Annotated in this window: 21 protein-coding genes; 8 read left to right on the forward strand and 13 right to left on the reverse strand. The window is 31.7% G+C overall.

The features are described 5' to 3' along the window. Positions 1–439: 439 nt before the first annotated feature. On the reverse strand, positions 440–1312 hold the full coding sequence (locus ABD715_RS08160) for a DMT family transporter (RefSeq protein WP_344787661.1): 873 nt from the start codon (positions 1310–1312) through the stop codon (positions 440–442). A gap of 145 nt (positions 1313–1457) precedes the next feature. Here ABD715_RS08160 and ABD715_RS08165 point away from each other — a divergent pair, with 145 nt between their 5' ends. Continuing rightward, positions 1458–1964, forward strand: a complete 507-nt coding sequence (locus ABD715_RS08165) for a cation transporter (RefSeq protein WP_344787662.1) — start codon at positions 1458–1460, stop codon at positions 1962–1964. A 55-nt stretch (positions 1965–2019) separates the two neighbouring features. On the opposite strand, the gene gldD is transcribed toward ABD715_RS08165, so the two are convergent. The 4 genes from gldD to mutY all read right to left on the reverse strand — a co-directional run bounded on the left by gldD (position 2020) and on the right by mutY (position 5590). Beyond that, positions 2020–2601 carry a gliding motility lipoprotein GldD gene (gene gldD / locus ABD715_RS08170; protein ID WP_344787663.1) on the reverse strand — a complete coding sequence of 194 codons (582 nt, stop codon included), beginning with the start codon at positions 2599–2601 and terminating at the stop codon, positions 2020–2022. Beyond that, positions 2601–3905 carry a gliding motility-associated protein GldE gene (locus ABD715_RS08175; RefSeq protein WP_344787664.1) on the reverse strand — a complete coding sequence of 435 codons (1305 nt, stop codon included), beginning with the start codon at positions 3903–3905 and terminating at the stop codon, positions 2601–2603. The genes gldD and ABD715_RS08175 overlap by 1 nt, the downstream gene beginning before the upstream one ends. Positions 3906–3958: 53 nt before the next feature. Then, complete coding sequence (locus ABD715_RS08180; protein WP_344787665.1) at positions 3959–4411, reverse strand: single-stranded DNA-binding protein; 453 nt, start codon at positions 4409–4411, stop codon at positions 3959–3961. A 138-nt stretch (positions 4412–4549) separates the two neighbouring features. Then, on the reverse strand, positions 4550–5590 hold the full coding sequence (gene mutY / locus ABD715_RS08185) for an A/G-specific adenine glycosylase (RefSeq protein ID WP_344787667.1): 1041 nt from the start codon (positions 5588–5590) through the stop codon (positions 4550–4552). Between the two features lie 141 nt (positions 5591–5731). Here mutY and ABD715_RS08190 point away from each other — a divergent pair, with 141 nt between their 5' ends. The 4 genes from ABD715_RS08190 (at position 5732) to ABD715_RS08205 (ending at position 10960) form a co-directional block, all read left to right on the forward strand. Next, positions 5732–6022 carry an HU family DNA-binding protein gene (locus ABD715_RS08190; RefSeq protein ID WP_055442767.1) on the forward strand — a complete coding sequence of 97 codons (291 nt, stop codon included), beginning with the start codon at positions 5732–5734 and terminating at the stop codon, positions 6020–6022. Positions 6023–6433: 411 nt separating this feature from the next. Continuing rightward, positions 6434–7981: an Rne/Rng family ribonuclease gene (locus tag ABD715_RS08195; protein ID WP_344787669.1), complete on the forward strand. Its 1548-nt coding sequence runs from the start codon at positions 6434–6436 to the stop codon at positions 7979–7981. Between the two features lie 130 nt (positions 7982–8111). Next, positions 8112–8489, forward strand: a complete 378-nt coding sequence (locus ABD715_RS08200) for a hypothetical protein (protein WP_344787670.1) — start codon at positions 8112–8114, stop codon at positions 8487–8489. A 218-nt stretch (positions 8490–8707) separates the two neighbouring features. After that, entirely contained in the window at positions 8708–10960 is a 2253-nt protein-coding gene (locus ABD715_RS08205; protein ID WP_344787671.1) for a response regulator, read from the forward strand. 5 nt (positions 10961–10965) lie between these two features. Here the strand turns inward: ABD715_RS08205 and ABD715_RS08210 are convergent, their stop codons facing one another. Beyond that, positions 10966–11454: an Lrp/AsnC family transcriptional regulator gene (locus ABD715_RS08210; RefSeq protein WP_344787672.1), complete on the reverse strand. Its 489-nt coding sequence runs from the start codon at positions 11452–11454 to the stop codon at positions 10966–10968. Positions 11455–11587: 133 nt separating this feature from the next. On the opposite strand from ABD715_RS08210, the gene metE reads away from it, so the two are divergent. Next, positions 11588–13900 (forward strand): 5-methyltetrahydropteroyltriglutamate--homocysteine S-methyltransferase, encoded by a 2313-nt coding sequence (metE, locus tag ABD715_RS08215; protein WP_344787673.1) that lies wholly within the window; start codon positions 11588–11590, stop codon positions 13898–13900. A 63-nt stretch (positions 13901–13963) separates the two neighbouring features. Here metE and ABD715_RS08220 read toward each other — a convergent pair whose 3' ends face one another. Together ABD715_RS08220 and hflX are read right to left on the reverse strand one after the other, a co-directional pair. Continuing rightward, a complete protein-coding gene (locus ABD715_RS08220; RefSeq protein ID WP_344787675.1) occupies positions 13964–15004 on the reverse strand; it encodes an aldo/keto reductase in 1041 nt (346 codons plus the stop codon). A gap of 202 nt (positions 15005–15206) precedes the next feature. After that, a complete protein-coding gene (gene hflX, locus ABD715_RS08225; protein ID WP_344787676.1) occupies positions 15207–16424 on the reverse strand; it encodes a GTPase HflX in 1218 nt (405 codons plus the stop codon). 292 nt (positions 16425–16716) lie between these two features. On the opposite strand from hflX, the gene ABD715_RS08230 reads away from it, so the two are divergent. After that, the gene (locus ABD715_RS08230) at positions 16717–17688 is read left to right on the forward strand and encodes an endonuclease/exonuclease/phosphatase family protein (protein WP_344787677.1); all 972 of its coding nucleotides are present in this window, start codon (positions 16717–16719) and stop codon (positions 17686–17688) included. 7 nt (positions 17689–17695) lie between these two features. Here ABD715_RS08230 and ABD715_RS08235 read toward each other — a convergent pair whose 3' ends face one another. The 3 genes from ABD715_RS08235 to ABD715_RS08245 are packed head-to-tail and all read right to left on the reverse strand — an operon-like array spanning position 17696 to position 22400. Continuing rightward, on the reverse strand, positions 17696–18073 hold the full coding sequence (locus ABD715_RS08235) for a hypothetical protein (protein WP_344787679.1): 378 nt from the start codon (positions 18071–18073) through the stop codon (positions 17696–17698). A 36-nt stretch (positions 18074–18109) separates the two neighbouring features. Further along, the gene (locus tag ABD715_RS08240; protein ID WP_344787680.1) at positions 18110–19558 is read right to left on the reverse strand and encodes a DUF5689 domain-containing protein; all 1449 of its coding nucleotides are present in this window, start codon (positions 19556–19558) and stop codon (positions 18110–18112) included. A gap of 34 nt (positions 19559–19592) precedes the next feature. Then, the gene (locus ABD715_RS08245) at positions 19593–22400 is read right to left on the reverse strand and encodes a carboxypeptidase regulatory-like domain-containing protein (protein WP_344787681.1); all 2808 of its coding nucleotides are present in this window, start codon (positions 22398–22400) and stop codon (positions 19593–19595) included. Positions 22401–22536: 136 nt separating this feature from the next. Here ABD715_RS08245 and ABD715_RS08250 point away from each other — a divergent pair, with 136 nt between their 5' ends. Continuing rightward, the gene (locus tag ABD715_RS08250) at positions 22537–23586 is read left to right on the forward strand and encodes an endonuclease/exonuclease/phosphatase family protein (RefSeq protein ID WP_344787682.1); all 1050 of its coding nucleotides are present in this window, start codon (positions 22537–22539) and stop codon (positions 23584–23586) included. Positions 23587–23665: 79 nt separating this feature from the next. Here ABD715_RS08250 and ABD715_RS08255 read toward each other — a convergent pair whose 3' ends face one another. Beyond that, on the reverse strand, positions 23666–24103 hold the full coding sequence (locus ABD715_RS08255; RefSeq protein WP_344787683.1) for a hypothetical protein: 438 nt from the start codon (positions 24101–24103) through the stop codon (positions 23666–23668). 105 nt (positions 24104–24208) lie between these two features. Then, entirely contained in the window at positions 24209–25564 is a 1356-nt protein-coding gene (locus ABD715_RS08260; RefSeq protein WP_344787684.1) for an endonuclease, read from the reverse strand. Between the last annotated feature and the right edge of the window lie 39 nt (positions 25565–25603).

The following is a 25603-nucleotide window of genomic DNA, read 5'->3' on the forward strand; positions in this document are numbered from 1 at the left end:
AAAAATTCGCTTTCTTCCTCAGAAAACGGATGCAAATATACTGCTAATTAATTAAACTACAAACGTTTTATATGTTTTGAACAATATTTTTAATGCTTTTTTTAATCTTAATTATAATACAACCTACCTTCTCAAGACTTTAAACAGCAAAATAACTTTATAGTTATTGCAATAACCTGGCATTAACATTATAAATATCGTTCCAACTTTATGATTAAAAACATTTTACGTTATTTTTTTAATTAATAACACTTATCAGGGTAGGTCTTTTTAACACTAAACTGTTTTAGTTATAAAAAGTTAATTAATCCCTCTTATTATGAAAAAGCACATTCTTAAAGCTCAATTAAAAAAACTGAATAAAATTATAACAGACCTAGCAATAGGAGCTTCTTTAGCATTAAAAAGTTAAGTATTTTGTAAAACATAACAAAGGCGTTTATTTTTTATTAGCCAAATAAACGCCTAACAAAATAACAATACTCGCTATAACTTGCAAAAAACTAAAAGATTCCCCATCTAAAACACCCCAAAAAACCGCAATTACCGGCATTAAATAAGTAACCGAAGAGGCAAAAACGGGCGTTGCTATTTGCACTAACTTATTAAATAAAACTTTTGCTATCGCAGTACCAAATAAAGATAGCACTAATAAATACCCTATAGATCCTGAAAAGTTAGGAGACAAAAACACCTCGTTTGTAAAAAAACCAGAACACAATAAAACTATTATAGCAGGAATTATAATAACAGAAAAATTACCAACAGCTATTGTTAAAGCTGCAACATCTTGCAAATAACGCTTTATTATATTTACATTGGCAGCATACATAACAGTTGCCATTATTATAAATATAGCATAGAAGTAATTTTGATCTGTATTTATTACTGCACCACTAGCAATTAGCATCACACTACCCAACAAACCTATTACAACCCCTAATATTTGCCAACGCGAAGATTTAATTTTAAAAACAAGTATTCCTAATATTATGGTATTAAGAGGCACCAGAGAGTTTAAAATAGAAGTTACCGAACTATCTATCTCGGTTTCTGCAAAAGCAAACAAATAAGCAGGAAAAAAGGAACCTAAAAACCCCGAAATAGCTAACCATTTCCATTGTTTAATTTTAACGGTTTTAATGTTTTTATAACCAGCAATAAACAAAAACAAACCCGTAAAAACAACTCGCAAAGCCCCCAAGTGTATGGGAGACAAGCCTATTAACGCTTTTTTTATTAAAATAAAAGAGCTTCCCCATATTACAGAAAGCACAATTAAGTAAAGCCACTTAATGTTATTTGGATTCATTTATTACTTTAAAATTTTAATGTGATTTAAAAAACACCACCCATATGTTAATAAATAACAAAAGTGTCATTTTTAATATAATAAACAGCAATATTTAGTAAATTTGTTTTTTAAAATAAAGAATGTTTATCCCAAATACATTAATATGAAAACTTTAAAAAACATTTTAAGCCTTACCCTAATATTGGCGTTTGCTTTAAGCTGTAAAAACGAAGCCAAACCAGAGGTTAAAACTATTGAAGTTGAAACAACAACTGCAGTAAATACTAAAAAACTAGATCCTAATGCAACTTATGCCAAGGCAGAGTTTACTATTGATGGCATGACGTGTGCTGTTGGTTGTGCTGCGACTATACAAAAAAAGCTAGGCAAAATGGATGGTGTAAAATCTGCTGTTGTAGATTTTGACAAAAGACTAGCAATGGTAGAATATAATGAGGCTACTGTTACACCAAGTTCTTTAACAGAAACAGTTACTAAGGTTGCCGATATCTATAAGGTTAAAGACATGAAAACTGTTGAAGCTTTTTCTACAGAAAAAAAAGAGGAAGCTAAAGTAGATTGCCCAAAAGCATGTTGTAAAGATAAAAAAACAGCTTGCAAAGCAGATTGTAAAAAAGAAGGCTGTGTATCTAATAAAGAAGCTGCTTAATAAACACAATATATTTTAAATTTTTAAAAGCTTTTCCAGATTGGGAAAGCTTTTTTTATTGCCACTCAATGGTTTCCATTATGCGTTTCATATCTTTTTGCAGGTAGTTTGCTGCTGGTAAAATAGAATCGTAATTAGGTTTTGCATAAAAGTACAGCGAACCTGTTAAAAAATGATTAACACTATCTGTAATATGAAACTGAGACTGCGAAGCTACATTTCCCTTTACAACATAATACTTACCAAAAACACGTCGTTTATCATCTTCAAAAGGAAACACGGGTATTTCGTCTGCCTTAATCATATGTTTTTGTGTTAAGTTTTCTGCGTCGCGAATAAAATCGTTTAAATTCTTTTTATTATTCTTTACAGCTTTATAGGTTAAAAAAAGAGTGCCTTTTAGTGATGCATACTCAATATTTAGTGCGTAACTTTTGGTTTTACTTTGTATTTGTTTTGATGACACTTTGCTTGCCAACTTATTAATATCAAAAGTAAAAGGAACATTTATATTAGATTTTACATACTCTGCCTCTGGATATTCTAATCTTAAATACCCTTTGGGCTTAGGCACAACATCGTCTTCGCAAGAAAAACAAAAAATTAGTAATAATAAAATTAAGCTATTTTTATACATTAGTTTATAGTTAACTTTAAACGTTTTATGCGCTTTTTATCTAAAGCTTCTATTGTAAAAACGTAATTTTTAAAATTTATTTTAGAATCGCGTTTAGGGAAACTGCCAGATATTTCTAAAACAAAACCCGCAATGGTTTCAGACTCTCCTTTATGGTCTTCGAAAACCGAATTATCTTCAATTTTTAAAACCTTATAAAAATCTTTTAAAGCTGTTTTGCCTTCAAAAACATAATTATTATCATCAAGCTTCGAATAATTTAAATCTTCATCATCAAATTCATCACTTATATCGCCTACAATCTCTTCAATAATATCTTCTAAAGAAATTAATCCCGATGTACCACCATACTCGTCTACCACAACAGCCAGATGCACTTTCTTTTCCTGAAATTCGGCCATTAAATCATCTAATTTTTTATTCTCTGGTACAAAAAATGGTTCTCGAATTAAAGACGCCCAATTAAACTGTTTTCTATCTATATAAGGTAACAAATCTTTTACGTACAGAATGCCAACAATTTTATCTATATTTTCTTCGAATACCGGAATTCTAGAATAGCCATTCGAAATTATTTCGGGCAAAATTTCTGCATATTTTTGTTCTACGTTTAAAGCAAAAATATCTATTCGTGGTTGCATAACCTGTTTAGTATCTGTGTTACCAAAAGACACAATACCTTGTAAAATTTTCTGCTCTTCTTTAGTCGTGTCTGCTTCGCTTGTTAGCTCTAACGCCTGCGATAATTGATCTACACTTAAGTTCGATTTTTGCTTACCTAATTTTTTATGAATACCTAAAGTAACTGCACGCATAGGCATACTTATAGGCGACAAAACAACATCTAGAAAACGCAACGGGTACGCCATAAATGTAGCAAATTTAACAGGATTTCTATTGGCGTAAATTTTTGGTAAAATTTCACCAAAAAGCAAAATTAAAAAGGTTACAATAACAACCTCTAGAGTAAACCTTAATACGGTAGATGTTATGTTTTCGAAAAGTGTAGCTCCTATGTAAGCAAACAAAATAACAATGGCAATATTTATAAAATTATTAGCTACTAAAATTGTAGCTAACAGCTTTTTAGGTCGCTCTAAAAGATTAGATATAATTTGAATTTGTTTAGACTTTGCCTCTAAACCAGCCTCCATATCTGTTCTAGTTAAAGAAAACAAAGCGACTTCGGCACCAGAAATTAATGCAGAACAAAAGAGCAATACAAATAAGAGTAAAAAACTACTTGCAAACGAAAAATCTATTGCTAAAAATAAGGGTATAAAACTCGCGGGATCAGGATCCAAGTTCAATCATTTTAGTTAAACATAGGTTTTTAGCCATTATAAACATACTTTTATTAAAAAGGAAGATCGTCATTTGCATCTTCTACAGCTTCACTTTTTGCAGTTGCAGGCCCACTAACTGCTTGTTTAGCAACCTCTGGCGTATTACTAGCCTGGGTTCCACTTTCTTTTTTAGTTGTTAAAAAGGTAAAATCATTACATTGTATTTCTGTAGAATACCTGTCGTTACCTTTGTCGTCTTGCCATTTTCTGGTTTTTAATCGTCCTTCTATATAAACTTTATCGCCTTTACTTAAATATTTTTCGCAAATCTCGGCACCTTTATTTCGCACCACTACATTATGCCACTCTGTATTAGTAATACGCTCGTTTGTTTGTTTGCTTACATAAGTCTCGTTAGTTGCCAATGGAAAACGCCCAACACAACCGCCACCTTCAAAATAGTGCATTTTTATTTCATCTCCTAAGTGGCCAATTAACATAACTTTATTTAAAGTTCCAGACATAACATTTACATTTTTAAAAGAGAGCAAAAGTAACTAAATGCTTTCCATTTGTTTAAAATTAATAAAAAAATATGATTGTACTATCTATTATATTAAAAATGTAAAATAGTAAATCTAAACAATACAGCTGCTAAACCCTTAAAACTCGAATTTTTCTATAAAATTGCCTATTAAAATAGGTACTGCATAATTTTCTATATCATCTATTAAAATGCCTTTTTCAAGATTCGTGTTTATTTTTACAATCCAAAATTTGGTATATAAATGCTGATGCGACAATTTATGCACAAGCGTGTCCTTATTATATAATGTTAATTCAAAATTCACACTCTTTAATAAGTCTTGCTTTTTAGCTAACTCTAATAAGGTTTCAAAATTAGCTTCACGTTTAGTTTCTATTAACGGAAACTGATATAAGTTTTGCCAAATACCCTTACCTGTTCGTTTCTCTAAAACAGTCTTTTTATCATCTGATATAAAAACCAAAAAGTTAAAATATTTTTTTTTCGCTTTCGCGGATTTAATTTTTACCGGCAACTCAGAAACTATATTCTTTTGAAGCGCTACACAACTATCTTTAAACGGACACGAACTACAATCTGGATTTTTAGGTTTGCATTGCATAGCGCCAAACTCCATAATAGCTTGATTAAACTCTGCTGGTTGCTTAGCATCTATTAACTCTTGAGCCAAAAGTTTAAATTCTTTTGCACCTTTAGACGAGTTAATTGGCGTATCGATACCAAAATACCTAGATAACGCTCTGTAAACATTACCATCTACAACAGCAGCCACCTCGTTAAAACAAATAGACGATATAGCACTTGCTGTATAATCGCCAACACCCTTTAATTTTAAGAGGTCCTTATAATTGTTTGGAAACTCCCCTTTTAAATCGTTAACTATAAATTTTGCAGCAGCATGTAAATTTCTAGCTCTAGAGTAGTAACCTAGTCCTTGCCACAATTTTAAAACTTGAGCCTCATCTGCATTAGCAAGATGGAAAACTGACGGAAATTTGCCTAAAAAAGCTTCGTAATATGGCAAACCTTGCTTAACCTGTGTTTGCTGCAATATAATTTCTGACAACCAAATACAATACGGATTAGTAGTTTCTCGCCATGGAAGAATTCGTTTATTAACTGAATACCAGTTTATTAAAGTTTTTGAAAAATTCATTTAAAGATTATAAATAGCTAACAAAAATAAACGTTTATATTCTTAAATTTTAATGAATTAGGTTTGAAATATTGAATATTAAATGCCTATATTTGCATCCCTTTAAAATTTATAGTAACCTAAAATAAAATACAGTACAAAATGACGAAGGCTGATTTAGTAGCAAAAATTTCTGAGAAATTAGGAATTGAAAAAGGAGATGTTCAAGCAACAGTTGAAACATTTATGGAAGAAGTGAAAACTTCTTTAGAAGGTGGTGATAATGTATATTTAAGAGGTTTTGGAAGCTTTATAATTAAAACAAGAGCAGAAAAAACTGGTAGAAACATATCTAAAAACACTACTATTAAAATACCTGCACACAATATCCCTGCATTTAAACCTGCAAAAGTTTTTGTAGAAGGTGTAAAAACCAATGTAGACGTTAAATAAAACATTAAACAGAATTATTAATTTAAAAGACACTATACTATGCCAAGTGGTAAAAAACGTAAAAGACATAAGGTAGCGACGCACAAACGTAAAAAACGTAGACGCGCTAACCGTCACAAAAAGAAAAAATAATTCAAAAAAGTAGTTAGATTAACTACTTTTTTTGATTAAAGACAACAACAAAGTTCTTTGAAATGAGTTCGTTCAAATTAAACAATGAGCTCCACGGATTTAAAAATCCTGTGATTGATTATCTAATTAATAACATCTTTTATTAATTAGATAATCAAAAAACAATGTATAATCCATCTGTACAGTTTAGTTGCTGGCTTTGGTTACTAATTTATTGCTTTTAGGTATAAAAGGTAACTACAAACCAATAACTTAATAGTATGGATAAAAATTAACAAAATGGATAAAGAATTGATCATTAGATCTAGTTCCAATCATGTTGATTTTGCCTTATTAAAAGATGGAAAACTTATTGAATTACAGAAAGACGAAGGCGGGAATAATTTTTCGGTTGGCGACGTGTTTATTGCCAAAATTAGAAAAGCTGTTCCTGGGTTAAATGCTGCATTTGTTAATGTAGGTTACGAGAAAGATGCATTTTTGCACTATCACGATTTAGGCCCTAAACTTCCTTCTCTTTTAAAATTCACAAAAAGTGTAAGCGCAGGTAAACTAAAAGATTTTTCACTTAAAAATTTCCCATTTGAAAAAGATATTGATAAAGATGGCAAAATTGCCGATGTCTTAAAATCAAATCAATCGCTATTAGTACAAATAGTAAAAGAACCTATATCAACCAAAGGACCTAGAATTAGCTCTGAGCTTTCTATAGCTGGCAGATATATAGTTTTAGTTCCTTTTTCTAATCGAATTTCTATTTCTCAAAAAATAGAAGATAGAGAAGAAAAAGACAGATTAAAACGCTTGGTTAAGAGTATCACTCCGCAAGGATTTGGTATTATTGTTCGTACAGTAGCACAAGGCAAAAAAGTAGCAGAGCTAGACAAAGATTTACAAAACTTGCTTAGTCGTTGGACAGGCATGTGTAAAAAGCTACACAAAGCACATCATCCAAGTAAAGTATTAGGAGAAATGAATAAAGCCTCGTCTATTTTACGAGACATATTTAACGACACTTTTACAAGTATTCTTGTAGATGATGAAGAGCTTTATTATCAAATTAAAGAATATGTGCAAGAAATTGCACCTAACAAAGAATCAATAGTTAAACAGTATCAAGCTAAAATTCCCATTTTTGAAAAATACGGAATAGAAAGACAAATTAAAACTTCTTTTGGCAAAACCGTTTCTATGGCCAAAGGTGCCTATTTAATTATAGAGCATACCGAAGCCTTACACGTTATTGATGTAAATAGTGGAAACCGGTCTAACAAAGCCAATAACCAAGAAGATACTGCTCTAGAAGTTAATTTAATAGCAGCTACAGAAATGGCTCGCCAATTGCGTTTACGCGATATGGGAGGTATTATAGTAGTTGATTTTATTGACATGACAAATGCAGAAAACAGGCAAAAGCTTTTTAATCACCTTCGTGATGAAATGAAGGACGATAGAGCTAAACACAAAATATTGCCACCAAGTAAATTTGGACTGATACAAATAACAAGACAACGAGTTCGTCCAGAAATGGAAATAAAAACGCGCGAGGAAAACCCAGACGCTATTATTAACGGTTCTGAGGTTGAAGCACCAATAGGCTTGGTTCAAACCATAGAAAATGATCTCGATCAATTATTAAAAAAAGACTATAAAAAGTTAACTTTAAACACACATCCTTTTATAGCAGCCTTCTTAACAAAAGGTTTTCCATCATTACGTTCAAAATGGTTTTTTGAACATAAAAAATGGGTGAAAATATTACCAAGAGATGCTTACACATATCTAGAATACCACTTTTTTGACAAAGATGGTACTCAAATTAAATAATTATAAAAACCCGCAACTTATAAAGTTAGCGGGTTTTTTGTTTATAACAAGTTACTAATTTATTAATGCCTGTTTAACTAATAGAAAACAGAATAATTAATAAATTAGTGAAAACAAAACAGCAAACTACATGATAAGTTCTACTTTTAAACCTAAATTAAACATCTTACAAACAGAGTTTAAAAATGTTGTAACTAGCCAAGAAGTTTTAGAATACCTAAAGTCTTTTAAAGACAACACTACTTACCCTAGGCAATTAAGAACCATTGTAGATGCTACTAATGCCTCATTTTCTTTCTCGTATAAATCGTTAAAGCAATTTAATAGCGCTAGAATAGAATCTCTTAAAAACTATAATATTGTTGTAACTGCTGTGGTTATAAGCAATCCTGCAACAGCTGCGATTAGCACTTTATATGGTGCTATTGCTCGAGGTAAAAAATATAAATACAAGGTGTTTTCTACTCGATCGGCTGCTTTAAAATGGATAGAAAGCTACACTTTTTAAAACCAAAAGTCCCTTTTAAAACGCCTATTTACCCTAAAAAAGCAGCCATTAAGCGCTCTTTTAATTATTTTAAACAAAAATTAAAAACTCCAAATAACTAAAAATAAGCTTATTAAACTGCTATATTTTAACCCAACATTAAGGCAAAATGCATTTAACAATAAAGTAACCCAAATTAAAATACCGTTATATACTTTTATTGAAATTTATCCTCTCTAATGACCCTAAATTTTTATAAATCGTATAGATTTAAAATCATTCTCTCGTTTATATTTATTATAACTATTGCTACTATAATTTTTGTTGGCTACAATTACTACACCAACAAAACTCAAGATTTACAAAAGGTAACAAATAGAATTTATACGTTAGAATCCAACTTTTCTAACAATACTAAAAACTTTCAATCTTTTTTACTTCACGGTTATAAAAACCCACTATTTTATAAAACAAAAACAGAAAAAAACATAGATACATATCTTAATAATATTTCAAAACAAAAGGAAAATTTAAATGTTGTTATATCAAAATTAAAAGAAAAAGATATTGGTTTAAACAGCAATTTAATAAGTAAATTAAAGAATAGTTTTGAAAGATTAGACACCCTATCTACCCAAATTAAAGACAAAAAATTTAAACTTGGATTTAAAGATTTTGGATTAATAGGAAAAATGAGGCGTGTTGTGCATAACATAGAATCTTCTAAAATAATACCCAACTCCCAAATTCTACAATTAAGAAGATTTGAAAAAGATTTTTTATTGCGATCCGAAAAAATCTACATAACAAACTTTAACAATTTTATTCTAGAAATTACCTCAAAACCATCTACAAATACAGATGCTCGCAAAGCTTTAAACCAATACAAAGCTCTTTTTAATAACGTATCAACACTATATATTGAAATTGGAAACAATAACAACAAAGGCATTTATGAAGAGATTATTACACTAAATAAATCTATTAGTAACAATATAAACGCAATAAAAAATACAGCTTTAAATACCATTACAAGCAAAAATGCAGATATAAAAAAATATGTAAAAACTGCTTTTATACTCACCATCATTTTCATTGCTTCTCTTATCTTTTATTTGTCTCAAATACTTACTAGAGATTTAAAAAAACTTCAAATCTCTATGCATAAATTTATAAAATCTGGCTTTAAAGAATTTGACACAAATAGGCACGAAGACAAATCAAAAATATTGGAAATAGATTTTTTGTATAGAGCTTACCATATGCTAAAAGAAAATTTATTAGAAAACATTAAAGGGTTAAAACTTACCATAGAAGAGTTAGAAAGAACAACTGCATATAAATCGAGTTTTTTGGCTAATATGAGTCATGAAATAAGAACTCCTTTAAATGGCATTATTGGCATTATAAATATGCTAAACCAAACAAATTTAGATAAAGAGCAATTAAAATTATTAGATATTGCTAATTACTCTTCGAGCCACTTACTAGGTTTAATAAATCTCATCTTAGATTACTCGAAAATAACTGCGGGTAAAATGGAATTGGAAGATAGAGCTATAAATATTGACGACGATTTAAAAAAATTATCCAAAATATTTCAGTTTCAAGCATCAGAAAAAGGAATTGATCTTTTTTACAGTTACAAAAAGGCCGATAACGCTGCCAATTTGGTATATGGAGACACTATTAGAATAAATCAAATAATAATTAATCTGCTTAACAATGCCATAAAATTTACTCATCAAGGCTGGGTCAAATTAGAAGTAAAACAAGAACAGTTTGATGACCATTACGATTCTTTGTATTTCTCTATAGAAGATACTGGCATTGGCATTAATAAAGAAAAATCTAAAAAAATATTTCAAGCCTTTGAGCAAGTAGACATATCTACAACCAGAAAATACGGAGGCACAGGTTTAGGCTTAACAATTTCTTACGAATTGGCAGCACTTATGGGTAGCGAGCTAAAATTTAAATCTGCAAATAGTGGTGGTACTATTTTTTACTTTGAATTAAAATTAAAAAAAGCACCTATAGCGGTAAGCTCCATAAGTAACAACACACCCTCCAACGAATTTTCTATATTACGAAAGACAGAAAAAGTATTAATTGTAGATGATAACAAAATGAACCAAAAAGTATTAGGTTTGATGCTTAAAAAATTCAATTTATCTATAGATTATGCCTCCAACGGTGTTGAAGCGATAGAGCTTTACAACCAAAATCCTTACGATATTATTTTTATGGACATACAAATGCCTATTATGGATGGGCTAGAAGCCACACAATTAATTAAAGAATCTTATAAATTTAAAATGCAAGCTATACCCATAATAGCTGTTTCTGCCAGTGCTTATACAGACGATAGAAAGAAAGCTCACAAAGCAGGAATAGACGATTTTATTTCTAAACCTATCGAAATAAAAGAGCTACACAACCTACTTATAAAATACTCTTTTAAAAACGATTACGCTATTTATCTTTTATAAACCCATTAAATTGGCACTTCGTAAGTGTTTTTAATTTCTCCCATAACAAATGTACTATGGGCACTTCCTATATTTTTTATGCTTCCTAGATGGTTTAGCACAAAATCTTGATAATGCTTCATGTCTTTTACTAAAACCTTCATTAAAAAATCGTAATCGCCAGATACATTATAACACGCTACTACCTCTTTAAGAGACAAAATATCTTTAACAAACCTATTCCCTATTTCGCGCGTGTGCTCTTTTAAAGTAATATTACAAAATACTGTTAAGCCCTTTTCTAATTTTTCGGCATCTAAAACAGCAACATATTTTTTTATGTAGCCTCTTTTTTCTAATTTTTTTACCCTTTCAAAAACAGGTGTAGTAGATAAGTTAACCTTAACAGCAAGTTCTTTTGTTGTTATATCAGAGTTTTTTTGTAGCAATTTTAAAATCCTAAAATCAATATTATCCAATTGATATGTAGAATTATTTTCTGTTAAATCAATCATTTTTATATTCAAAAGTTTTTTATTCTAAAATATAACGCAAAATAAGCTTTATAGTCTGTATTTATTATAAAAAAACAAATTATCATTCTTCAAATATACCTTTGCAAAGTTATTTTACAATAAATAAAGCACTATGAAAACTACTATTTTAGGTTATCCACGAATTGGAAATCAACGTCAACTAAAAAAAATATGCGAAAGCTATTGGGCAGAAAAAACAGATAAAAACACACTTTTAGATGTTGGTCGCTCTATAAAAAAAGACAACTGGATTTTACAAAAAGAAAGCGGAATTGACCTCATCCCATCCAACGATTTCTCTTTTTACGACCAAGTACTAGACACCTGTTTAACTTTTGGTTGCATACCAAAAAGATATAACAATTTAAAGCAAGGCGACAAATTAGATCTATACTTTGCCATGGCTCGTGGCCTACAAAAAAACGACCATGATCTTACTGCTATGGAAATGACAAAATGGTTTGATACAAATTACCATTACATAGTTCCAGAATTTGAAAAAGAACAAACCTTTGAGTTTTTCTCTTCTAAAATAGTTGATGAATATAAAGAAGCTTTAGCTTTAGGGATTAAAACCAAGCCTGTTTTAATTGGCCCGGTTACCTTTTTATTATTAGGAAAAGAAAAAGAATCAAACTTTAATAAAATAGATTTACTAGACAGGTTACTTCCTGTTTACTGCGAAGTTATTAATGCTTTAGTTGATTTAGATGTCGAATATATTCAATTTGACGAGCCTTGCTTAGCCCTTAACCTTAATAATGCAGAAAGAGAAGCTATTACATATGTTTACGAAAAACTACATGCAGAATTTCCAAACTTAAAAGTCTTTTTGGCCAATTATTTTGATTGCTACGGAGAAAATCTAGAAACTGCCTTAAAGCTACCGGTAGATACCTTGCATTTAGATTTAGTAAGATGCACATCTCAATTAGATGATATATTAGAATCTAAACTCTTTAACCCAAAAACAAAACTATCTTTAGGTTTAGTAGACGGAAGAAATATTTGGAAAAACAACTTTGAAGCTTCTTTAAATTTTATTAGTAAAGCGAGCCAAAAACTTATTCCCGAAAACATTTGGATTTCATCTTCATGCTCGTTATTACATAGCCCGCACGATTTAGATCTAGAGCACAACGAAACAAACTTACCCGCAGAAGTAAAACAATGGTTGGCTTTTGCCAAACAAAAACTTGAAGAAATAGCAACACTTAAAGGCTTATCGTCTAACTACAAAGCAGAATACTTAACACTGTTTGAAGAGAATAAATTAGCAAACCTTAAAAGAAGCACCTCTTCTTTAATACATAATCAAGCTGTAAAAAGTCGTGTTGGTAGTTTAAATGATACCCATAGCCAAAGAAAAAGCAATTTTACCAATCGCCAGCAAGAACAAAAAAAAGTACTAAACTTACCCTTATTTCCTACTACAACTATAGGCTCTTTTCCTCAAACCAAAGATGTAAGAAGTTGGAGATTACAACTTAAAAAAGGCACACTATCTCAAAAAGAATACGACGCTTTAATTGCTAAGGAAACCGAAAAAACCATCCGTTTTCAAGAAGAAATTGGCATTGATGTTTTAGTACATGGCGAGTACGAACGTAACGATATGGTAGAGTATTTTGGAGAAAAACTAAACGGGTTTGCTTTTAGTAGTTTTGGTTGGGTACAAAGTTACGGAACTAGATGTGTTAAGCCTCCAATTTTATTTGGAGACGTTTCTCGAGAACACCCAATGACTGTTAAATGGTCTAAATACGCACAATCTTTAACAGAACTACCTGTAAAAGGTATGCTTACAGGCCCTGTTACTATTTTACAATGGTCTTTTGTTCGTAACGACCAACCAAGAGTAATAACATGCAACCAAATAGCTTTAGCTATTAGAGACGAGGTTATAGATTTAGAGCAAAACGGTATACATATTATACAAATAGACGAACCTGCTATTAGAGAAGGTTTACCGCTAAGAAAAGAGGAATGGAAAAATTACTTAAACTGGGCAGTAAAAGCCTTCAGGATTTCGGCTAGTGGTGTTAAAGACACAACTCAAATTCATACACACATGTGCTATTCTGAATTTAATGATATTATAGAAAATATAGCCAATATGGATGCTGATGTTATTACTATAGAAACCTCAAGATCTGAAATGGAATTGCTAGATGCTTTTGTAGACTTTAAATATCCTAACGAGATTGGCCCTGGTGTTTACGACATACATTCGCCAAGAATTCCATCGGTTGAAGAAATAGAACACTTACTTATTAAGGCAAAAAATGTATTACCTAAAGAGCATATATGGGTAAACCCAGATTGTGGATTAAAAACTAGAGATTGGCCAGAAACAAAAACTGCGCTTATAAACTTAGTAAAAGCAGCAAAAAAACTAAGAACTGAGGTCTTAGAGATTGCATAGAACTTAAAAAGCCAAAGAGTTTTACTCTTTGGCTTTTTATATTATTAAAATTTAAATTACTATTTAAGGTGCTGGATTTGGATATGTATTATGCACCTCATTAATTTGCTCTATAATTGCGTCGCTTAAAGTTATATTTATACTGTCTATATTTTCTTTAAGTTGTTCTAGGTTTGTTGCTCCAATAATATTACCCGTAATAAATGGCTGCTGATTTATAAAGGCTAACGACATTTGAGTTAAAGATATATCATGGGCTTTGGCTATTTTAAAATATGCTTTGGTAGCCTCGATAGCTTGTGGACTACTATAACGACCAGAAAACCTTGGAAACAAATCGAATCTTGAGTTTTTAGGCACTTTACCATTCATGTATTTACCAGATAACGAACCAGAAGCTAATGGCGAATATGCCAATAAGCCTACATTTTCTCTTATAGACAGCTCTGCTAAATCGCCCTCGAAAGTTCTGTTTAATAAAGAATAAGCGTTTTGGATAGTGCTTACTCTTGGTAAACTATTGGTTTTAGACTCTTCGAGATAACGCATAGTGCCCCACGCTTTTTCGTTAGATATGCCTATTTCTCTAATCTTCCCTTCATTAATAAAGCCATTTAATGTTTCTAGAATTTCTTTAAAATTATCGGTCCAAGCATCGTCTGGGTTATGCTTGTAATCTCTTACTCCAAAAAAATTAGTTTGGCGTTCTGGCCAGTGCAATTGGTACAAATCTATATAATCTGTTTGTAAACGTTTTAAGCTGTTGTTTACCGCTTCTTTTAAAGCACTTGGACTAAAACCGTTTGTACGTACATGGGCAGTATAATCGCCAGAGCCTGCTATTTTTGATGCTAAAACAACTTGGTCTCTATTTCCTGTTTTTTTAAACCAATTACCAATAATTCTTTCGGTTTCGGCATAGGTTTCTGCATTGGCAGGAACTGGATATAACTCTGCGGTATCGAAGAAATTTACACCTTGATTTAAAGCGTAATCCATTTGCGAAAAGCCTTCGGCTTGGGTGTTTTGGTTTCCCCAGGTCATGGTGCCTAAACAAATTTTACTAACTTTTATATTGCTATTTGGTAATGTTGTGTATTTCATTATATACTTTTATAGTAAATTTTGGATTAAATAATAATAAGGGTTCTAATATATTAAGATTACAAGTAAAGATAAAAAACCTTTAAAAGTTATTTTACTTTTAAAGGTTTTTTTATGCGTTAGGGATTGATGTGGCATCCTTTTTTGTTTTTCTCAAAAAAGATATAACGGAAAGCCCGACCCTTGTGGTAACGCCCTAATACTATTCTATATCTTCGTAATTATAATCTGGATATAGAAATTTATTGTATGGAAAACGTGTAACGTGTATTTCGCGAACCTCGTCGTAAACGCGTTTTTTAAAATCTTCTAAATTCTGCTTGTTTATGGCCGAAATAAATAGGGCATTGTTACCTACTTTATTCATCCAAGTGCTTTTCCACTCGTCTAAGCTGTAATGTGCTCCTGTTCTCTGGGTTACTAAATCGGTATCGTCAAAAGGCTCGGCTTGGTACGCATCAATTTTATTAAAAACCATTATAGTTGGCTTGTCGCTGCTTTTTATTTCGCCTAAAATTTTGTTTACAGATGCTATATGTTCTTCAAAATTAGGGTGAGAGATATCGACTACGTGAAGCAATAAATCGGCTTCTCGAACCTCGTCTAGTGTGCTTTTAAAACTGTCTACCAATTGAGTTGGCAACTTGCGTATAAAACCTACGGTGTCGCTTAATAAAAACGGAAGGTTTTGAATAACCACTTTTCTTACGGTTGTGTCTAGGGTTGCAAAAAGCTTGTTTTCTGCAAAAACTTCGCTCTTGCTTACCACATTCATTAAAGTAGATTTACCAACGTTTGTGTAACCTACAAGTGCTACGCGAACCATTTTACCTCGGTTACCACGTTGCACAGCCATTTGCTTATCTATGGTTGTTATACGTTTTTTTAACAAGGCTATTTTGTCACGTACTATACGTCTATCTGTTTCTATTTCTGTTTCTCCTGGCCCGCGCATACCTATACCTCCTTTTTGGCGTTCAAGGTGTGTCCACATACCTCTTAATCGAGGCAGCAAATATTCGCATTGTGCCAGTTCTACTTGGGTTCTTGCATAACTTGTTTGTGCGCGTTGGGCAAAAATATCGAGTATTAAATTGGTTCTGTCTAAAACTTTGCATTCTAGAATTTTACTAATATTACGCTCTTGTGCAGACGATAATTCATCGTCAAAAATAGCGGTACCAATATCGTTTTGCTCTATAAACTGACGTACGTCTTCCATTTTACCTGTTCCAATAAAGGTTTTAGGATTTGGCATGTCCATTTTTTGAGTAAATCGTTTTACAGCATATCCGCCTGCTGTAAAGGTTAAAAACTCTAACTCGTCTAGGTATTCTTTAGATTTTTCTTCGTTTTGATCTTTGGTTATAACTCCGATTAAAACAGCTCTTTCTAAATTAAGATCTTTCTCTTCTATCATATAAATAAATATAGTGCAAAGTTACGTAATTGCCTTGATTTTAATTTTAATATTTTATAACCTATTTTAATTATATAAGAGATTTTTACCTACCCTGCAACTTAATTAAATTATTGGTAGCTTAAGCGATACTTTTGTGCCTAGAATCTCCTTATTTAAAGACCATATATCTTTATTAACTAAAACATACTTCTTGTCTTGGTTTTTATTAAATCGATCTAAACGCTCTTTGGTTAATTTTATACCTAGAGATTTTATTACATGTTAAAATTTTTTAGCATATTTTTGATTTATGATAATAAAACCTTTTGATGACGTTCCTGTTAGAAACGATTTACAGGCCATAGCTTTTTATAATACTGAAAACCTTTTTGATATTTTTGATGATAAAAATACGCACGATGGCGATTTTTTACCAAAATCTATAAAAAAATGGACTCCAAAACGTTATAGTAAAAAACTTAAAAAACTCGGTTTTGTTATTTCGAATATAGGACGAAGAGAAACAGGAAAACATCCTGCTATTGTTGGTCTTGCCGAAGTTGAAAACGCTAAAGTGATAAAAGATTTAATTGCTTCTAATTATTTAGAGCCACACAATTATGGCTTTGTGCACTACAACTCCCCAGACGAACGTGGTATTGATGCTGCTTTAATTTATGATAAAGATGCTTTTAAAGTTTTACACTCTGAACCTTTTACTGTAGAATTAAAAAACGATAAAGGCTTACCCGATTATACACGTGATGTTTTATTGGTTTCGGGTATTTTAGATGGCGAAAAGATACATGTTATTGTAAACCATTGGTCTTCTAGGCGCGAAGGTCAAAAAGAAACAGAGCACAAACGCATAGCGTCGTCTGATAAAGTAGGCGAAATTATATCGTCTTTAAGATTAGAAAATCCGGATGCAAAAATTATAGTAATGGGCGATTTTAATGATGACCCTCACAATAATAGTATTAAACGTTTGGTTGATAATTACAGCTTGTACAACCCAATGGAAACTTTACGATCTTTTAATAGAGGTACTACAAAACATAATAGACAATGGAATTTATTTGACCAGATTTTAATTTCTACAAACTTTTTTAAAACTTCTGATAACTTATACGAATACAGTTTATCTAATATTTTTGATGAAAATTTTTTAAAAATATATGAAGGTAGATATAAAGGAGCGCCTTATAGAACTTATGTTGGTAAAAAATATAAAGGTGGTTATAGCGACCACTTTCCTGTTTATACTATTTTTAAAAAGTAATGGCAAACTAAGCTGCCATAGAAACAATATAAGCTAAACCTAAAATAATTAAAGGCAAAAACCAAAGCAACCAAATATTATAGCTTAGCTTTTTATTTTTTAGCATTTTGGCATTAAGTACTTTTCGTTTTCTGCCACCATAATGCATCCAATTTTTAAAATAAAGGCCTATAGTTACTAAAACAAATAAGGTCCAAGCTTTTGGTGCAGACATGGTATCTACATGCATTTGCCTAAAGAACCCAGCAAAAAATACTCCTAAAAGCAACAGTAAACTTCCTTGTAAAAACGTTAAATAAAAAGTAGCTATTTTGTTAGCATTATTTTTTTTCTTGTTTTTATAATGATTAAAAAAATGAAAAAATATATTGTCGAATGTGGTCATTTGGCGAATTTAATGCAAAAATACCATTAAATTCTATTATTCTACATAATCCACACGCACCTCATCCAATTCGTAAATACCATCAAAAGTATCTTGTCCGCTTCCTGTAAATTTAAAAGCTATATACATGGTACCGCTTACGCAAGATAAATCGATACTTCCAGAATTAAACCAAGGAACAAAAGAATCTGAATCTTTAACCACATAGGCAGCAGATAACTCTCCCCAAGTTGCAGATGTTATATTGTTCTCTGTACCATCCCAATCTAAAGAGTATAAAACCTCCATAAAGCTACTATCGGCTAAACTATTTGAGGTTTTAAAACGTAAAGTTTCTCCATCTTGAGCATCTAAATTAATTGCTGGTGTTACTAACCAACCAATATTACTAGCATCTCCAGAGCTTGAAGCCTGAAACCTTGCAGAACGCCCCAACGAAGCATTAGACGATGCAGATGAGTAAGCTTCCCAAGCTTCTGTACCAGCCTCTATATAGTTTGTCCAGCCACTAATAACTATAGGCTTATTGTTTTTTTGAGATTCAAAATCTTCATATAGCAAATTTCCTGTTCCAACAGTTGCTGCTAAGCCACATGTTAATTCTATTGGGTCGCAACGTAAATCGCTATCAAAATTAACAGCTGTAGAGCTGTTAATAATAAGTACATTAAAATCGTCTCCATAATCCCGACTAAAAACACCTGTTATACTACCTTGTCCCTGCGGAACAACAAGTCCTTTAAAGTCTGAAAACGTGCTGGTTTGCAGCAGTATTGAAACTCCAGTATCGCAGCTTTCCAATGTTCTAAAACCATCAAACTCATCTATAGATTCGGTTGCAAAAGTAGCACCAAGTTCAAATCTGTTTAACTGCATATTATCTAGCTTAATTAAAGTATTTAAATCTTGCTCTGTTAAATCTTGTATTTGTGCCACTTTAGGCGTAATAGTGGCAACCTCTTCTGTTTTAATAACTATACTTCTATACTGTGCTGGCTGAATTTGTTTTACTTGAGCACCATCGCCTGTGCCTATTGTTAATACACCGTTAGATTCTCCAATACTTAATCCTGTTAGTTTAATGTAAACTTTTCTGCCTAACTCGTAAGTATCAGATAAACTAGCTATATTAATATCTACTTTAATTCCTAATCTTGGGTCTTCGTCTGTAGTGCTTTCATCTATTTTATTTTGAATAATAAGTTCTTTAAAAAAATTGCCTGCAGCATCGCTAGAAACGACATAGCCTTCAATGTAAATATCTTCATCTTCATAAATTTCTGCAATAGCATCTCCGTTATTTACTGCCTGCTTAAATCTATTATGAATCGCTCTAAAAGTAGTTAATTTTTCTGCTGGAATGCTTATATTTTCTTCGCCACTAGGGTTAGGAATACTGTAATCGTCATCATTTACACAAGACGATATTAGTACTATTAAAACTAGTATACCTAACGTATTTTTAATTCTGTTAATTTTATTCATAATAATTCTTTTATAAAACTATTTTAAACTCAACTTAAAACCGAACATTTAAATTAAGAAAATAAGTTGCCCCTCGTCCATACCAATATTTAGCTCCAAACACGGGTTTATTTAAAGCTTTATCGTCTCGTAATTGTCTATAATTAGCATTTCTACCTTGCTCGAAACCTCCTGTTTTATAGACTTTATCAAACAGGTTGTTTATACTAGCAAAAAAACTTATGTAATGTCCTTTTACCAACCAAGATTTTCCGCCAACAAGGTTTACCGTTATGTAGTTATTAAATTGTTCTTGTTTAAGCAATGTTTTTGCAAGGGTTTCATCGTAATCTAAAAACGGAAAACCATCTATATCTTTGTAAAAATTATTAGTTCGGGTTAACGGACTAATATCTACATACGTTTTATCGAAAAAATTTGTTGTAGCGCCAAACCACCAATAATCTGGATCGCGATACTCGAAACCAACCGAATATGCTTGATGCGGACCAACTGCTAGTCTATAATCTTTTAAATATGATTTACCCAAATATACATTCTCAAAACGGTCTGAAGACAAATACAAATCTGGATTATTTGCATATGTATATTGCCCATAAGCTGCAGCTCCTTTTAGCTTTATTGTAGGCGTAACTTGAGCTTCTACACCCAGTTCTGCTCCTACATGGTTTTTATTTATGCCTTGCAAAATTTCTTGAATAAACTCGGTTTGGTCGTTACCAGATTGCTGTGTGGCTGTTTCGGCAATAACATTACCAATACCATCGGCAAAGAAAAACGAGATTTCGTTTGCGTCTTCTATTTTTGTATAAAAGCCTGTTAATTTTGCCTTTACAATATTAGACCGGTAAATATAACTAACATCGACAGATGTTATTTTTTCTTCTGAAATATGAGGTACTATATTATGATTAGATCTTGAATTAGAAAAACTATTTCTTATAGATGGCGCCTTTGTTATATAACCAACATTAGCTCCTACAATATGCTTACCTGTTATTTTATATGTAGTGCCTGCTTTTAAACCAAAACCTGTAAACGATAAAGCATCTCCTTTTCCAAAAGAGTTATTAGCAAACGATTCGTTTTTAAATAACCCTTCCCTTTGGTACTGTGTATTGGTTATACTAGCCGAAACATAATAATCTACCTTATTATAATTAAACTGAGCTTGTGTATAAAAAGACAATACATTGGCAAACATATTATAATTGTACCCGTATTTATCGCCTACTTGAGCTATTGTGTTTGGCGCTTCTAAATTAAATTGTACACCATCAAAACTATCTACATTTAAAAACCCTGTACCACCAAGTAAATCTAAAACCTCGGCAAAATTCTCAGATTTTAATGTTTTATAATTTACCGCTGCATTAAATAAAACATGATCGTTTATTGCGTTTTTATAAACAGTATTTATAGACAACTGCTTATCGTCTGCCCGATCTTCATACAACATGTACGTTGCATTTTTACCTAAAGACGTGTTAATTAAATTGGCATTGTATAATTGTTGCCAATCTAATTGTCCGTCGTTTAAAAACGCTTGTTGTGCTTGATATGCAAAACCTAAATCGTTCGCATAGTTACGCTCAAAATAACTTGGTAGTTTTTGGTAATAACTAGCACTTGGGTTTGTACCTCCGCTTTCAAAAGTTTGCTGCCCATCGTTGGTTGTTACTAAATTTGCACCTCCATAAGCCAACCTACTATTACCAAACTTACCAAATTGATAACCTATATTTGTATTTAAAGATGCTTTAGAATTAAAGTTCCAATAATGATTTAGCATTACAATAGGCTCTACCACCTCTTTAATACGCGAATTTCTTTTTTCGCCATTTTGATAGCCCCAATACTCGTTATACTTTATGCCTTTTAAATTGTAAACCTCTTGAGTATTAGCAGATGATTTACCACGCCTATTGGGTGCATAAATACCTGTAAAACTTAAACTATGTTTATCGTTAAGTTTTTTTTCTGCGGATGCGAATAACGAATTAGAATCGTACACCGTAGCATCTTGATACCCTTCGTTACCCCAACGACGTCCTACCGAAAGTGTATAAGCCCAACCATTTTTTAAATGTCCTGAAGCATAAGTTGCCATAAGTCTATTAGAGTAACTTCTATTTGAAGAAGAATAAGTAATACGCGCTCCCGACTGCATACTAGACGCTCGTGTATTAATATTTGTTGTACCAAGAATGCCTCCAAAATTATAATTAGACGGTGTTAAGCCTGTGGTTAATTCTTGATTTCGTAAAACATCGTTCATACCACCCCAATTACTCCACTGGGGTCTGCCATTATAGAGTTTATTCATTTCTATACCATTAATTAAAACAGAGCTATTATCTGAATCTAATCCACGAACTCTAAAAAACGACGAACTAAACTCGAATGCAGCTGTACGCTGAAAAACATCTAAAGACGAAGATAATAACCCCGAAATATTTCCGTAACCACTTTGGTCTCCATCTAATTCATCATCAGATAATGTAATGGTGAATAAATTATCAACCTGAGCGTTATCTGCCTCTAAAGACATATCTGAAATATTAACCGTTTCTCCTTCATTTACAATAATAGGAAACCGCTTTGTAATAAATCCAGGCTTTGAAATTCTTAGCATTTGCTCACCTAACGGAATATTATTAAAAAAAGAAAACCGACCTGAAGCGTCTGTTTTTGTAGACAAGGTAGATTGTTCTATAACAACCAAAACATTTATTAAGGGGTCAAAACTTACTGCATTATTAACGCTACCCTTAACCAAGGTTTGGGCAAACGAAACGCATGCAAAACATAAAAAGCATAAAATTAAGAGGGATTTCTTCATACTTTTATTTAGACACAGAAAATCTAAAAAAGTAACTCATTGAACAATAAATATATACACTTTTTTAATTTAACCTTAATTTTTGGCTCAAGTTTTGTAATATAGTATTATATAATAAAAACGATTTTTCTTTACTATGAATACCAAAAAATTCGGTTTCCTATTCTTACTTTTAAGCTTGTATGTAAATACAAATGCACAAGATAAAATATTTAAAATTCACACAATTGCCTTTTATAATCTAGAAAATTTGTTTGATACAGAAAACGACCCCGATAAATTTGATGAATACAGTCCTATAATGGAAATTAAAACAGACAGGATGCCTATTTATAAAAAGAAAGTACGCAATATGGCTCGTGTTATTTCTGAAATTGGAAAAGAAGAAAGCAACAATTCTCCAGCCATTATTGGTGTTTCTGAAGTTGAAAACAAAAAAGTTATAGAAGATTTAGTAAACGATTCTTTATTGGTAAACAAAAACTATGGCATGGTACATTTTGACTCTCCTGATGCTCGAGGAATAGATGTTGCTTTACTTTATCAAAAAAAAATATTTACTCCTATTTCCTCAAGTAAGCACGAACTAAAAATTTATGATGATGCTTCTAGTAAGCGCGTTTATACCAGAGACCAACTACTTGTTAGTGGTCTTTTAGATGGCGAATTAATTCATGTTATTGTTAACCACTGGCCATCTAGGCGTGGTGGCGAAGAGCGTAGCAGACCTAAACGTGTTGCTGCAGCAAAATTAAGTAAACGCCTTATCGATTCGTTACAAATAGCAGACCCTTACGCTAAAGTGTTTTTAATGGGCGATTTAAACGACAACCCTACAAATGCGAGTATAAAAAAAGCTTTAAATGCAAAAAAAGATAAAAGTAAAGTAGCTGCCCAAGGTATTTATAACCCTATGGAAAATTTTTATAAAAATGGGATTGGTACTAATGCTTACAGAGATAATTGGAATTTATTTGACCAAATAATGGTAACAAAACCGCTTATTAATAAAGATTACAGCTCGTATAGATTTTACAAAGCTGCAATTTTTAATAAGAACTATTTACTACATCAAGAGGGAAAATATAAAGGCTACCCTTTTAGAAGCTTTTCTAACGGAAACTTTACAAATGGTTTTAGCGACCACTTGCCTGTTTACGTTTATGTTATTAAAGAAGTATTGTAAACTCTTTTTTTATTTAAAAGAAAAACGCCTGTTATACTCTAAAGTTTAACAGGCGTTTATATATTTTTTTAAAAGGCTTTTAAGCCAACCAAATACTCCAAGGAATTCTTGATAAAAACAATAATAACGCTATACTGTAAAAAATAGCTATTGTTTTTAATTTTCCGTTTGATGCTAATTTCTTTTTATGTTTAGAATACCCTATAGTTATTAAAGCTACAGCAATAATATTTACAAACGGATGTTCTACCAAATATAAACGCGCTAAAGAATTACCCATTACTCCACCTCCAAGTTCGCTCCATAATTCGAATTTAGGAGATGTAAAGTATAATAAAATACCAATTAATAACTGAATGTGAGATACAATTAGCGTAAAAAGAGATAATCTAAAATCTTTTGCACTGTATTCTTTATCTCCAAAAGTTTTAATTATCGCATTAATTGCTGCTATAACCAAGATTATTAAAACTAGGTAAGCCCAATAAGAGTGTAGCATTTTTATCATATCGCCCATAATTATTTGTGTTTATTTTTAAGTTAAACAAATGTAAGGATTAAACGTAAAAAAACCGCCTTGATTGAGGCGGTTTTAAAATTGATAGAAAAATCAATGTAAATTTTATTCCCATTTATTTTCGGCAGTATCTCCGCCCCATATTAAAGTAGCAATGTATGGGTTATCTATAAATGGATTTCTGTTTCCTTGTGCTGCATATATAACATCGTTACGTTGTTCTTCGAAAGCAGACACAGGATCTTCAACATTCCATTTTAAAAATAATTCTAAAGAACCTACTTTAGAAAATGTTTCTCCATAACGAATGTTTAAGTACATTACCATTCTAGCAACATCTCCTTTCCATTCGTCTCCAGGATACCATGTGTTTCCACCTATTAGTTTATTCGAACCACTTCCATCAACATAAGGATAATTACTTCTATCGCTATTAACCGTAGCATCTGCAGATCTTAAATGATGTAAGTCTGTTACTGCATCATCTGAAACTAATTTAGATTGCGGATAGATGTGCTCGGTATTATAAGTTTGTGTAGCATATGGGTTATTTCCTGATGTGTACTCTTCCCAATATCTACTTTCGCCAGTGTACATTAAAATAACATTATCTGAGTTAGATAAATCGGCATCGGCATTGTACAAATGATCATGGCGTTGTGTGTAAGTTAATATTACAGTATGCATTGCAAATGTATGCTCAGAGATTTCTTCGAACATTAAATCGGCATCATCATTAAAAATAACATTATCGTAATAATCTCCCAAACTAGAAGGTATATTAAACTCTAAGGCTGCTAAAACACTTACCGTAACTGTTGCTGTAGAACATTCTGCAGTTGGAACGTCGTCGTCACAAATGGTGTAAGTAAATGTGTCTGTTCCTTCAAAACCAGACTGCGGTGTATAAGTTACAGTTCCATCTGTATTTAATGTTACTGTACCTAATGTACCTGCATTGTCTACCGCAGTGATTACAGCATCATCAATTGCTGAATCGTTATCTAGTAAAGTTGAAATTATTTTAGTTCCTCCAGCTAATACATTAACAGCATCATCTTCAGCAACAGGGCTTCCTTCATCATTTATAGTTACTGTAACTGTTGCTGTAGAGCAGTCGGCAGGTGTATCTTTATCGCAAATTGTATATGTAAATGTATCTTCTCCAATAAACCCCAACTTAGGCATGAAGGTATAGGTGTTATTCCTATTATCTTCAATTGTACCTCCATTAGAACTCGTGGCATCAAAAGATGTAATTCTTGCATTATCTAATACAGTATCATTTGCTAAAAGATTTTCTATAATTACTGCTTTATCTTCTGTAGTAACTGCAACATCGTTAACAGCTATAGAAACGCCATTATCTCCTTTATCTGGATTTATAGGAGAATCGTCTCCACCAGAACTACTACAGCCAAAAAGTGCTATAATTGAAAAATAAATAATACTTTTTTTCATGATTTTTTAAATTTAATTAAAAAGAACAAAACCTCTTGT

The organism is Postechiella marina, from assembly GCF_039538365.1.
In the GTDB taxonomy this organism is placed as follows: domain Bacteria; phylum Bacteroidota; class Bacteroidia; order Flavobacteriales; family Flavobacteriaceae; genus Postechiella; species Postechiella marina.

Bases quoted from the DNA above. Each gene is read 5' to 3' on its own strand.
- ABD715_RS08160 (WP_344787661.1), bottom strand. From the start codon at position 1,312: ATGAATCCAAATAACATTAAGTGGCTTTACTTAATTGTGCTTTCTGTA.
- ABD715_RS08165 (WP_344787662.1), top strand. From the start codon at position 1,458: ATGAAAACTTTAAAAAACATTTTAAGCCTTACCCTAATATTGGCGTTT.
- gldD (WP_344787663.1), bottom strand. From the start codon at position 2,601: ATGTATAAAAATAGCTTAATTTTATTATTACTAATTTTTTGTTTTTCT.
- ABD715_RS08180 (WP_344787665.1), bottom strand. From the start codon at position 4,411: ATGTCTGGAACTTTAAATAAAGTTATGTTAATTGGCCACTTAGGAGAT.
- mutY (WP_344787667.1), bottom strand. From the start codon at position 5,590: ATGAATTTTTCAAAAACTTTAATAAACTGGTATTCAGTTAATAAACGA.
- ABD715_RS08190 (WP_055442767.1), top strand. From the start codon at position 5,732: ATGACGAAGGCTGATTTAGTAGCAAAAATTTCTGAGAAATTAGGAATT.
- ABD715_RS08195 (WP_344787669.1), top strand. From the start codon at position 6,434: ATGGATAAAGAATTGATCATTAGATCTAGTTCCAATCATGTTGATTTT.
- ABD715_RS08200 (WP_344787670.1), top strand. From the start codon at position 8,112: ATGATAAGTTCTACTTTTAAACCTAAATTAAACATCTTACAAACAGAG.
- ABD715_RS08205 (WP_344787671.1), top strand. From the start codon at position 8,708: ATGACCCTAAATTTTTATAAATCGTATAGATTTAAAATCATTCTCTCG.
- ABD715_RS08210 (WP_344787672.1), bottom strand. From the start codon at position 11,454: ATGATTGATTTAACAGAAAATAATTCTACATATCAATTGGATAATATT.
- metE (WP_344787673.1), top strand. From the start codon at position 11,588: ATGAAAACTACTATTTTAGGTTATCCACGAATTGGAAATCAACGTCAA.
- ABD715_RS08220 (WP_344787675.1), bottom strand. From the start codon at position 15,004: ATGAAATACACAACATTACCAAATAGCAATATAAAAGTTAGTAAAATT.
- hflX (WP_344787676.1), bottom strand. From the start codon at position 16,424: ATGATAGAAGAGAAAGATCTTAATTTAGAAAGAGCTGTTTTAATCGGA.
- ABD715_RS08230 (WP_344787677.1), top strand. From the start codon at position 16,717: ATGATAATAAAACCTTTTGATGACGTTCCTGTTAGAAACGATTTACAG.
- ABD715_RS08235 (WP_344787679.1), bottom strand. From the start codon at position 18,073: ATGACCACATTCGACAATATATTTTTTCATTTTTTTAATCATTATAAA.
- ABD715_RS08240 (WP_344787680.1), bottom strand. From the start codon at position 19,558: ATGAATAAAATTAACAGAATTAAAAATACGTTAGGTATACTAGTTTTA.
- ABD715_RS08245 (WP_344787681.1), bottom strand. From the start codon at position 22,400: ATGAAGAAATCCCTCTTAATTTTATGCTTTTTATGTTTTGCATGCGTT.
- ABD715_RS08250 (WP_344787682.1), top strand. From the start codon at position 22,537: ATGAATACCAAAAAATTCGGTTTCCTATTCTTACTTTTAAGCTTGTAT.
- ABD715_RS08255 (WP_344787683.1), bottom strand. From the start codon at position 24,103: ATGGGCGATATGATAAAAATGCTACACTCTTATTGGGCTTACCTAGTT.
- ABD715_RS08260 (WP_344787684.1), bottom strand. From the start codon at position 25,564: ATGAAAAAAAGTATTATTTATTTTTCAATTATAGCACTTTTTGGCTGT.